The sequence below is a fragment of the Xanthobacter autotrophicus genome, from assembly GCF_029991245.1.
In the GTDB taxonomy this organism is placed as follows: Bacteria; Pseudomonadota; Alphaproteobacteria; order Rhizobiales; family Xanthobacteraceae; genus Xanthobacter; species Xanthobacter autotrophicus_C.
Map to the genome: position 1 here is coordinate 1 of NZ_JAIVFO010000153.1, position 10196 is coordinate 10196.

At 63.2% G+C, this 10196-nt stretch carries 9 protein-coding genes and 1 pseudogene; 6 read left to right on the top strand and 4 right to left on the bottom strand.

Features of this window, described 5'->3' with window-relative positions:
- Positions 1–280 precede the first annotated feature (280 nt).
- Positions 281–1597 carry an IS701 family transposase gene (locus K9U41_RS19350; RefSeq protein ID WP_282642497.1) on the bottom strand — a complete coding sequence of 439 codons (1317 nt, stop codon included), beginning with the start codon at positions 1595–1597 and terminating at the stop codon, positions 281–283.
- Between the two features lie 377 nt (positions 1598–1974).
- Positions 1975–2145 (bottom strand): hypothetical protein, encoded by a 171-nt coding sequence (locus K9U41_RS19355; protein ID WP_282642498.1) that lies wholly within the window; start codon positions 2143–2145, stop codon positions 1975–1977.
- Between the two features lie 135 nt (positions 2146–2280).
- Between K9U41_RS19355 and K9U41_RS19360 the strand changes: the two genes are divergently transcribed.
- A complete protein-coding gene (locus tag K9U41_RS19360; protein WP_282642499.1) occupies positions 2281–3246 on the top strand; it encodes a NodZ family protein in 966 nt (321 codons plus the stop codon).
- A 16-nt stretch (positions 3247–3262) separates the two neighbouring features.
- On the opposite strand, the gene K9U41_RS19365 is transcribed toward K9U41_RS19360, so the two are convergent.
- A complete protein-coding gene (locus K9U41_RS19365) occupies positions 3263–4312 on the bottom strand; it encodes a glycosyltransferase family 2 protein (RefSeq protein WP_282642500.1) in 1050 nt (349 codons plus the stop codon).
- 435 nt (positions 4313–4747) lie between these two features.
- Here K9U41_RS19365 and K9U41_RS19370 point away from each other — a divergent pair, with 435 nt between their 5' ends.
- The 5 genes from K9U41_RS19370 (at position 4748) to rfbD (ending at position 9517) form a co-directional block, all read left to right on the top strand.
- On the top strand, positions 4748–6052 hold the full coding sequence (locus K9U41_RS19370; protein ID WP_282642501.1) for a glycosyltransferase family 4 protein: 1305 nt from the start codon (positions 4748–4750) through the stop codon (positions 6050–6052).
- Positions 6053–6566: 514 nt separating this feature from the next.
- Positions 6567–7133 carry a dTDP-4-dehydrorhamnose 3,5-epimerase gene (rfbC, locus tag K9U41_RS19375; RefSeq protein WP_282642502.1) on the top strand — a complete coding sequence of 189 codons (567 nt, stop codon included), beginning with the start codon at positions 6567–6569 and terminating at the stop codon, positions 7131–7133.
- On the top strand, positions 7130–8176 hold the full coding sequence (gene rfbB / locus K9U41_RS19380) for a dTDP-glucose 4,6-dehydratase (protein WP_282642503.1): 1047 nt from the start codon (positions 7130–7132) through the stop codon (positions 8174–8176). The genes rfbC and rfbB overlap by 4 nt, the downstream gene beginning before the upstream one ends.
- Positions 8173–8649 (top strand): hypothetical protein, encoded by a 477-nt coding sequence (locus tag K9U41_RS19385; RefSeq protein WP_282642504.1) that lies wholly within the window; start codon positions 8173–8175, stop codon positions 8647–8649. Before rfbB ends, K9U41_RS19385 begins: the two co-directional genes overlap by 4 nt.
- A 4-nt stretch (positions 8650–8653) precedes the next feature.
- Positions 8654–9517 carry a dTDP-4-dehydrorhamnose reductase gene (gene rfbD / locus K9U41_RS19390; protein ID WP_282642505.1) on the top strand — a complete coding sequence of 288 codons (864 nt, stop codon included), beginning with the start codon at positions 8654–8656 and terminating at the stop codon, positions 9515–9517.
- A 257-nt stretch (positions 9518–9774) separates the two neighbouring features.
- Here the strand turns inward: rfbD and K9U41_RS19395 are convergent.
- Positions 9775–9975: pseudogene (locus K9U41_RS19395) on the bottom strand (ATP-binding protein); the annotation flags it as partial.
- Between the last annotated feature and the right edge of the window lie 221 nt (positions 9976–10196).

Here is a 10196-nt window from a genome sequence, read left to right on the forward strand (position 1 = left end):
GAACTCGGCCGGCAGCGCCCGCCAGGAGATGTTGTGCACGGTGAAATAGTGCATGGCTTCGAGGAACTTGCGGTCATCGCGCCCGTTGTCGCCCCGTCGCGACCGGCAGGCGCGGAACACCTCCAGCCGCCACCGCCCAATCCTCATCCGTCATCCGCATCAGCATTGTCGACCTCACCAAAAGCCGACCCCCTATGAATCACCGAAAGGACAAAAAGGGAATCCCCTCCCGCTCAACCGGCGCGAAACCGTCCACACCGCCTAGCACTAGTTTGGCATTTTATGTCTGAGGCGCGCCCTGCAGTGTGGACATCTGAGTATCTCCGGCGTGAAGATCTGATCCAGGATGGCCTGGCGGATCGCCGGCAGGCTCGGCTGCGGCGGGGGGCCGGAGATCCTTTTTCCCCCCGCTCGCCTGACCAAGGCGGCGGTTCTGCAGGAAAGCGTAGGCGATCATCGTCATCATGGCGTGCCTGTGCAGGCCGCTCCAGGACCGGCCCTCGAAGTGGTCGAGCCCGTGTTCCTCCTTCAGTTGCTGATGCGCCTCCTCGCAGGCCCACCTCGCCTTCACCGCGCCAGCCAGGCGCTTGAGAGGCGTATCGGCGGGAAGGTTGGAGAGATAATATTTCCGCTCGCCAGTGGACCGGTGCTCGCCAATGAGCCAGGCGTCTTCCCCCGGCAGATGCTGCTGCCCCATGGCGCCGATCCTCTGGGGCGGCCCATCGGCCACCCGGATCCGCACCGCGGCAAAGCGGGCCTTGAGCGGGCCCTTGGTCCCCCGCCTCCAGCTCAGCGTGTGCCAGGGGGCGCTCGCCAGCGTCTTCTCCGCCGAGAGCGAGGTCACGTCGGGCACGGGGTTCTTGCGCGGCCGGCCTCGCGCCGCCACCGGGAAGGTCAGGGCCACGCCGGCGGGATAGACCTTCTGGCGCGCGCCCACGCCCACCGCCCAGGTGAGGCCGCGTGCGCTCAGGCCCTGGCGGAATGGGGCGCTCAGGCCATAGCCGGCATCGGCCAGCACACAGCCGAAGTGCACGCCCGCCGTCCGGATGCGGTCGATCTCCTCCAGAGCGATCTCGGGCTTGATCTTATAGGACTGGTGCGCATCCGGCACACGCGCCCGGATCATGCGGTCGGGGTCGCTGGTCCAGCTCTCCGGCAGAAACAGGCGCAGGCCCACCATGACCGGAACCTCGTCTTGCGCCAGCGTGATGGAGACGAGCGTCTGGCAGTTGGCATTCTTGCCGAGCGTGGTCGCGTATTGCGGGGCGACTCCCACGGAATGCTTGCCCTTCTTGGGCAGCGCCGTGTCATCAATGATCAGGAACGCGGCCTGGCCGCCCACCATGCGATCGGTCTCCTTCAGCAGGGCATCCTCCAGCGGCGCCTGATCCCAGGTCCCGACTGCCGCGAAGTGATGCAACTGGTCGTAGCCGACGTCGCCTTCACGCGCCGCCATGGGCTGGATGCTTTTGCGATCTCCCGGACCGATCAGCCCCGCCGCATACAAGGGACACAGCCGCGCCCGGACCTTATGGCCCAGAGCGCTGACGAAGGGCGCCAGCCACTTATCCAGATCGGCTTTCCAGTTCGCGTCCATGGTCGGCACTCCATAAGCCGACCGCCCATGATTCACGCACTCCGGCCCGAGGGAATCCCAAGGCGGCTCCAAACATCAAAAATATGCCAAAGTAGTGCTAGGGCGCAGGCGTATAATACCGGCGTCTAGCTACGGACGGCCGCGCTTTCGAAGAGGCCTTGCGGCGTGTGGAAGCGGCGCAATCGCCATCGTGAGGCCGCCCAAGCACACCAGGTCCAGCCCAGATGGGGGGTCGGATCGAATCCGGTTCGGATGCCGCAACGCACACGAAACGGCCGAGCTCCCCGCGGAATTGTCATGAAAACGAAGACGGTTCCAGTTAATATTAACAGCCGCCACACGTTCGCACTTGCAGCAAAAAGCGTCGGGACGTATCCTTAAACTGCAAAATGCCCATTTTCGATTTTTGCCTGAAGCGATTCGGGTTGTTTGCCGATGCGGCCATGCGGACCAAGGCTTGGTGCACCTGGGCTCCCCGCCTTGAGAATTTCGGAGATTTCCCACAACGACCGAACGAACGTGGCAGCAGCACCGATCTTGATGCTCAAGCCTTCTTCCGACGAGCCTCCCAGCACGTTGGTGCACAGCCTCCGGTTCCCTTCCCAGGGCCGGAGGCCTTCTGATCCACTCGGTCTCGCCACAGCCAGACTGGCGCTTCTCGCAACTAGAAATCCGGAAAGCACATGTCGGACAAGATGCTTCTCATCAAGGGTAAGGGCGGCCTGGGCAACCGGATGTTGTCCGCGGTTACCGGTCTTGTCTTTGCCGATCTGACCGGGCGCACTCCGGTGATCGACTGGCGCGACGGCAGCTATGCGCCCATCGGCGAGAATGCCTATCCGATCCTCTTCGACACGCCGATCACTCGCAAGATCGAGGAATTCGATGCCTGGACCGGCCCCGTCTCTCCCGCGGTGTGGATGAGCCAACTGAAGCTCACCCCCCAGGAAATGCTGGAGAAGTCCGGGGTGAAGAACCAGGCCGACCCCTTCCTCTACCGCAAGTCCTGCACCGACCTCTCGCGCCTCGACGCGAGGGAGGATGTGGCGGTCTTCTGGAGCTACCTGCCAAAGTTCGGCCGGCTTGCGGGTCACCTGCGCCGCGACCCGCGCTTCCGGGGGCGCAAGATTGAGGACGTCGTCAGCGAATATCTCAACCGCTATTTCACCCCCAACGCCCGCGTCAGAAACGAGGTCGAGGCGGTGGTCGCGTGCTTGGGCCGCCCGCTGATCGGGGTGCATATCCGCTATACCGACCTGAAGATCCCATTAGACAAGATCAAGCAGACCTTGCGCAAGCGGCTCGCGGAAAAGCCCGGTGCCTCAATCTTCCTTGCCACCGATAACGCGCAGGTGCAGGCCGAAATGCTGGCCGAGTTCCCGAACCTCACCCACACGCAGAAGTACCTGACGCCGGACGGCTCGCGCCTGCACTGGCCCACATCCGAGGTGGCAAAGGTACAGGAGGCGGAGAATGCCTTGATCGACATGTGGCTTCTGTCGCGCGCCGACCAACTGATCTATTCGCGGCAGTCCACCTTCTCGATCACCTCCACCTTCCTGGGCCGGCTCAAACCCGGCCAATTGGATGATGTGGACGGGAGGAACCTGAAGATCGTGGCCAAGCGCATCTTCCAGGATTACGCCTGACGCACGGCGGGCTGCCTCAAGGGTAGCCCGCCAGCCAGTTCCTTCGCGCGCTCCAGATGTCGGACCAGCGTTTGGCTTTCGCCTGCAGCCCAGGGGTCGGTGCCAACGCGAAAGGCCGCGTCACCAGCCAGCGCAGTCCGTATCCAAACCAAATGGTCGCCAGGCCAAATGGAACCATGGCCGGGCTCCAGTGATCCCGAATCAGGGTGGTCCTTGCCTTGAGGACCTGGACCGCCTTGTTGCTCGCCCGCCCCGCCGAGGCGCCGACGATATGCATGATCTCGGCGTCAGGATCGATCATGGGGCGCCAGCCTTCTGCCTTCGCGCGAAGGCAGAGGTCGGCCTCCTCGCCGTACATGTAGTATTTCAGGTTGAAGCCGCCGAGCTTGTTCCACAGCTCGCGCCGGATCAGCAGGAAACAGCCCACCACGATATCCACTTCGCGCACCGTGTCGCGCTGCCATCCGCCGTAGGCTTCGGGATTGAAAAATTCCGATTTCGAAAAAGCGGCGCTGAGGCCGAGTGCGAGGCAGGCGACGCTCCAGGGCGTGATCTTGCCCCAGCAGGAGGCGATGTTGGGCGAGCCGTCCGGAAAAACCGTGCGCCCGCCCCAGATGCCCGCCTGCGGATGAGCGCGGGCGAAATCCATCAGCCGGTCCACTGCGCTGTCGTGCACCTCGGTGTCGGGGTTCAGCAACAGGAGCCAAGGCGTCGTAGCTCGTTCCGCCACCACGTTGTTGGCGCGGGCAAAGCCCAGATTGTCCTTGGAGGCGACCAATTCCGCCTGCGGGAATTCGCGTGCCACGGCCTCGACCGACCCGTCGGTTGAATTGTTATCCCAGACCACGCAATGGAACCGGGTGCGGGTGGTCTGTGCGTAAAGTGTCCGCAGGGCCGCCAAAGTCAGGGCTGCAGTATTGTAGCTGACGACGATGACGGTAAGTTCGGGGGCGGCGAAGTCGGAGCAGGTCGCTTCGGGCGGGATCGGCGCGGAGGAGGACCCAGGGCGTTCCGATCCGGGTCCAGACTGCTTGGGCAACGTCGAATCATCCTGGCTGACCGGCATTTGCGCCCTCATTCCTTTGGAAGGTGTGCGGCGCACTATAGGGCAGGTTTTGCACACGTGCCAATGATCCCGCGCTGCCGATGGCATCGGATAAAAAAGCCGAGCAGCCTCATTGCATGCCCGCTCTGGCGCGAGGGCGGCCTATGTGGCGACAACCTTCCAAAAAGACGGCAAAACCCCTCATGCTGCAGCGCAACGCTATGGACAGCCGGGGCACAAACCCGCATGTTGCAGCATCGCACTTCAACCTGCTGCTCCTCACCCGGCCGCAGGCTGATGACACACATTCGCAACACAAAGGTGCAACATCGGGTGTGCTTCTCCCGGTCCACGGGCAGGTAAGCACTGCTGTCGCATGGATGGAACCTGACCAGTAGCCTAGTGAGCCGGATCGGCATCGCCCGTATGGCTCCCACCCTCAGGACACGGCACGCCATGACCGATATCGCTCAGACCATGATATCCGCCACCACAGCAGACAAGATAGGTGGACAGAGGAACAGCAGTCCGCGCAGACGGGTGCTAATCGTGGTTGAGAACCTGCCTGTGCCCCTCGACCGCAGGGTCTGGCTCGAAGCGACGACACTGGTGGCGCAAGGCTATTCGGTCTCGGTCATCTGCCCGACCGGCCGCGGCTGGGACAAGTTCTACGAGGTGATCGACGACGTCCACATATACCGCTACCCCGAACCGCCCGAGGCGCATTCGGGCGCTGTGGCCTACGGCCGTGAATACGGCACCGCGCTGTGGCACATGTTCCGCTTGGCGCGACAGGTGCGGCGCGAGCGCGGTTTTGATGTGATCCACGGCTGCAACCCGCCCGATCTGATCTTCCTGCTGGCACTGCGCTACCGGCTGTTGGGCGTGCACTATCTTTTCGACCATCACGACGTCTGCCCCGAACTGTTCGAGGCCAAGTTCGGCAAGAAGGGCCTGCTCTACCGAATCATGATTTGGTGGGAGAAGTTGACCTTCGCCACCGCGTCCGTCTCCATGGCGACCAACGAAAGCTTCCAGCAGATCGCCGTGACCCGTGGCAAAATGAAGCCCGAGGATGTCTTCGTCGTCCGCTCCGCCCCCCGCATCGAGAAGTTCCAGATCCGCCCGCCAGAGCCGGCCTTCAAGAAGGGCAAGTCCATCCTGATGGGCTATGTGGGCGTGATCGGCCAGCAGGAAGGAATGGATCTGCTGATCGACGCCGCCGATCATCTGATCCGCGACCTCGGCTACACGGATGTGCATTTCGCCATCATTGGCTTCGGCCCGGCCCTGGATGATGTGAAAGCGGATGTGGAGGCCCACGGCCTGTCCGATTACTTCACCTTTACCGGCCCACTTTACGGCGAAGACCTGCTCGCGGTCCTAAACACCTGCGACATCGGCGTCGCCCCCGACCCGAAAAACGCCATGAATGACATCTCTACCATGAACAAAGTCATGGAATACATGACCTTGGAAAAGCCCTCGGTGCAGTTTGACCTTAAAGAAGGGCGCGCTTCGGCGGGCGAGGCCTCGCTCTACGCCGATGCGAATGATCCGCGGGATTTCGCGGCCAAGCTTGCCCAGCTGATCGACGATCCCGAGACGCGGAGACGGATGGGCAAGATCGGTCGCGCGCGGGTACTGGAGCTGCTTTCCTGGGGCCATTCGGTGCCGCATCTGCTGGCGGCCTACGACCGGATTTTCAACCGCATCCCGGCGCATACCAAGGCGGAAAGCCCGATGCGGACGACACCATGAGGAAACGCCCGTGGACAGCACGCAGGGACTTGTGGGCCGAGCCCCCGTCGGTTCGCGACAGTCATAACGCCAATGGTTACCGCATGCAGGCCAGATCTGCCCGACGCAGATCCGATCAACTCATCCAGACCGCAACGATTGCCAACACCGGGCATATTTCAGCACCTCACGCAGGCTACCAAGGTACTCTCCCGCTTTTCCATTTCCAAGGACCCGCATCGGCGCCAAGTACATATCGAAAAATGCAACTTAAAGGCGCATTAAAATATAGATACGATTACAGGTATAATAAGAAAATGATCAACACCCGCTGGACGCGTCGGATTCAGCAAGAAAAAATTGCCTGGTCCATGGGCGAACAGGATGAAATATCGGCACCCGTACGGATCCCCAGCCAGATGTAGAGGATCGAGCAACACAATAGCCGGCAAGTTTTCTGCTTTTTCAAAAGGCTGAGATATTCAAGAATTGAACGGCCGATGAACTAGGGTAAGGTGGGCCAACGGGGAATGAGATGAAGATCGAACCTTATGTCCTGCAGGGTCTTTTCCTAATCGAACCCCGGCGTTTCGGCGACAACCGGGGGTTCTTTGCCGAGACTTGGTCGCGCCGGATTCTCAAGGACGCCGGCATCGACATCGATTTCGTCCAGGACAACCATTCGCTGTCGCGCCAGACTGGCACCGTCCGCGGCCTGCATTTCCAATCGCCCCCCCACGAGCAGGCGAAGCTCGTGCGGTGCGGCCGGGGGCGGCTCTTCGACGTGGCGGTCGACCTGCGACGTGGCAGTCCGACCTACGGGCGATGGGCCGGCGTCGAGCTTTCCGCGGAAAACGGGCGGCAACTCCTCGTTCCCAGCGGCTTCGGCCACGGCTTCGTGACGCGCGAGCCGGATACCGAGATCGTCTACAAATGCTCGGATTACTACGCCCCCGAATGTGACGGCGGCATCCGCTGGAACGACCCCGACATCGGTGTCCACTGGGGCCTTTCCGAAGCGGCAGGTATCTCGGACAAGGATACCAGGGCGCCGCTGCTCGCCGATTTCGACACGCCCTTCACCTGGGAGGACGGCAAATGAAGATCCTCGTCACCGGCGGCGCCGGGTTTATCGGCTCGGCGTTGGTGCGCCTCGCGGTTGTGCGCGGACATGAGGTGGTGAACCTCGATGCGCTGACCTATGCTGCCTGCCTCGACAATGTGGCGGAGGCCGCGCGGTCGAACCTCTACAGCTTCGAGCACGCCGACATCCGCGACCGGGCCAGCCTCGACCGCATCTTCGCCGCCCACAATCCCGACTGGGTGATGCACCTCGCCGCGGAAAGCCATGTGGACCGGTCCATCGACGGACCGGCCGATTTCATCGAGACAAATGTCACCGGCACCTTCAACATGCTGGAGGCGGCACGGGCCCATTGGACCGCGAAGGGCAAGCCCCGGCACTTCCGCTTCCACCATATCTCCACCGACGAGGTCTTCGGATCGCTGCCCAACGACCCTGCGGTGAAATTCACCGAAGAAACTCCCTACGACCCGCGCAGCCCCTATTCGGCCTCGAAGGCCTCATCCGACCATCTGGTCCGCGCCTGGCACGAAACCTATGGCCTGCCCGTGGTGCTGACCAATTGCTCGAATAACTACGGGCCCTATCACTTCCCCGAAAAGCTGATCCCGGTGATGATCCTGAACGCGCTCGCTGGCAAGCCGCTGCCGATCTACGGCAAGGGCGACAACATCCGCGACTGGCTGTTCGTGGAGGACCATGCCGACGCCCTGCTTCTGGTGGTGGAGAAGGGCGAGGTCGGGCGCAGCTACAACGTCGGCGGAGAGAATGAGCGGACCAACCTCGAGCTGGTGAAGACGCTGTGCTCCATCCTCGACCAGCTGAAGCCGGCTGCGAAGCCCTACGCCGACCAGATCACCTTCGTGACGGACCGTCCGGGCCACGACGCGCGCTATGCCATCGACCCCTCCCGCATCCGCACCGAGCTGGGCTGGCGGCCGAGCGTGACGGTGGAGGAAGGCCTGCGCCGCACGGTCCAGTGGTATCTCGACAACGAGGCCTGGTGGCGCCCCCTTCAGGCAAGGCACGGTGTCGGCCAGCGGCTGGGGACGAAAGTATGAAATCGATGCGTTCACAGGGCCTGCTGATCGCAGACCGTGCATCTACGCGGGACAATAGGCCCTTCCTGATCGGCGCATCCTTCTGGGTCTGGCGTCGCCGTATCCGGGCGTCTCCCGTCATTCTGGCGGCCTTGGTCCTGGCCTTCTGGCTTTTGTCGGCGACGCCGCTGTTCAAGCCGGCGCTGATGCTGGTGACGGCCTATGCCGTCTTTCTGATCGGCTATACGCGTCTGTCGGCGATCTCAGCTTACAATCGTCTGGGCGACTATTCCTACGGCATCTATGTCTGGGCTTTTCCAGTTCCAGCAGTGCATGGCTGCCGCCGGTGTCACCTCGCCGCTGACGAATATCCGCTCGCCTTTCCGGTCACGCTCGTGTGCGCCGTCCTGTCCTGGCATTTCGTCGAAGGCGCAGCCATGGGGCACCGGCAGGAGCGCACGCCGCGGACCTCGCGATCAGTAACCCAGTCCTGACATCATGCTCCCACCCTCGAACCTCCTGGTCTTCGGCCGCACCGGACAGGTGGCGACCGAACTTGCCCGCCTCGCACCCGACGCGACCTTCCTTGGGCGCAAGGCGGCCGACCTGTCGGCCCCCGAATCCTGCGCAGCCGCGATCCGCGACCGGCTTCCCCTCGCGGTGATCAACGCGGCCGCCTGGACGGCCGTGGACAAGGCCGAGACCGAGGAGGCAATGGCCGGCGTCGTCAACGCCGATGCTCCCGGCGCCATGGCGCGCGCGTGCACCGAACTGGGCGTGCCCTTCGTCCATATCTCAACCGATTACGTCTTCGATGGCAGCGGCGTGGCGCCCTGGACGCCCTCGGATCCGGTCGCGCCGCAGAACGCCTATGGCCGCACCAAGCTCGCCGGCGAGGAACAGGTGGCACAAGCGGGCGGCCCCCATGCCATCCTGCGCACGTCGTGGGTCTTTTCGGCGCATGGGGCGAATTTCGTCAAGACCATGCTGCGGCTAGCAGCAACCCGCGACCGCCTGACCGTAGTCGCCGACCAGATCGGCGGGCCAACCCCGGCCGCCGACATCGCCCGCACCTGCCTGGCACTGGCGGAAGGCCTGACCGCCGACCCAAAGAAATCCGGTATCTACCACCTGTCCGGCTGGCCCGACATCAGCTGGGCGGGTTTCGCGCGCGAAATCTTCGCGCAGGCTGGCTTGGCGGTCACGGTGGAGGATATCCCAACCTCGGCCTTCCCTACCCCGGCGAAACGGCCCGCCAATTCACGGATGGACGGTTCAACCCTCGCCACCTTTGGCCTGTCCCGCCCCGATTGGCGCGCTGGGGTGACGGCCGTTCTGAAGGAACTCGGGGTTCGCCAATAAGCGGTAACGACGACAAGAGCGCATCGGCAGCCTCGTCGCCAGCCGGTCCGGTTACAGAGGTGATGACCGACGTGCGGCGCGCTTCCAACGAGATAATTGACGCCCCCCTGACACCGGGTGTCAAACGGTGTTGGAAGGGGACCCCGGATCGGCATCCAAGAAGGAACCCCCTTTGGCTTTTGATCGACGCTGCCGTTGTGGAACGGCACGGAGCCGTAGGCGGAGTGGCGTTCCACAACGGCCTTGGCGGGCTGACGTCAGATCCTGTTTTTGAAGCGCCAGCTCTCGTTTCCGGTCTCGACGATGTCGCAGTGATGGGTGAGCCGGTCGAGGAGCGCCGTGGTCATCTTGGCGTCGCCGAAGACTGAGGGCCATTCGCCGAAGGCGACGTTGGTGGTGACGATGACCGAGGTCTGCTCGTAGAGCCGGCTGACGAGGTGGAACAGGAGCTGTCCGCCCCCGGACTGCTCGCCAACGATCCTGCCCTCCTGGCGAAGCTCGATCCGGTCGGCATAGGCGCGGAGCTCGACCGGCCGCCCCACGGCGCTGGGCGTACCCATCCGGCGAGGGCCGCCTTGCGGAGTTTGGGCGATGACGTGAGTCCTAGGGGTAATCCTAGGAGTAGTCATATGACCCTGTCGCGGGTGGAGGTGATTACCTCGGTGGAGCGGCGCCGGCG

What these genes read in the sequence shown, in the direction of transcription:
- K9U41_RS19350 (WP_282642497.1), bottom strand. Translation starts at nt 1,597, where the DNA reads ATGGACGCGAACTGGAAAGCCGATCTGGATAAGTGGCTGGCGCCCTTC.
- K9U41_RS19360 (WP_282642499.1), top strand. Translation starts at nt 2,281, where the DNA reads ATGTCGGACAAGATGCTTCTCATCAAGGGTAAGGGCGGCCTGGGCAAC.
- K9U41_RS19365 (WP_282642500.1), bottom strand. Translation starts at nt 4,312, where the DNA reads ATGCCGGTCAGCCAGGATGATTCGACGTTGCCCAAGCAGTCTGGACCC.
- K9U41_RS19370 (WP_282642501.1), top strand. Translation starts at nt 4,748, where the DNA reads ATGACCGATATCGCTCAGACCATGATATCCGCCACCACAGCAGACAAG.
- rfbC (WP_282642502.1), top strand. Translation starts at nt 6,567, where the DNA reads ATGAAGATCGAACCTTATGTCCTGCAGGGTCTTTTCCTAATCGAACCC.
- rfbB (WP_282642503.1), top strand. Translation starts at nt 7,130, where the DNA reads ATGAAGATCCTCGTCACCGGCGGCGCCGGGTTTATCGGCTCGGCGTTG.
- K9U41_RS19385 (WP_282642504.1), top strand. Translation starts at nt 8,173, where the DNA reads ATGAAATCGATGCGTTCACAGGGCCTGCTGATCGCAGACCGTGCATCT.
- rfbD (WP_282642505.1), top strand. Translation starts at nt 8,654, where the DNA reads ATGCTCCCACCCTCGAACCTCCTGGTCTTCGGCCGCACCGGACAGGTG.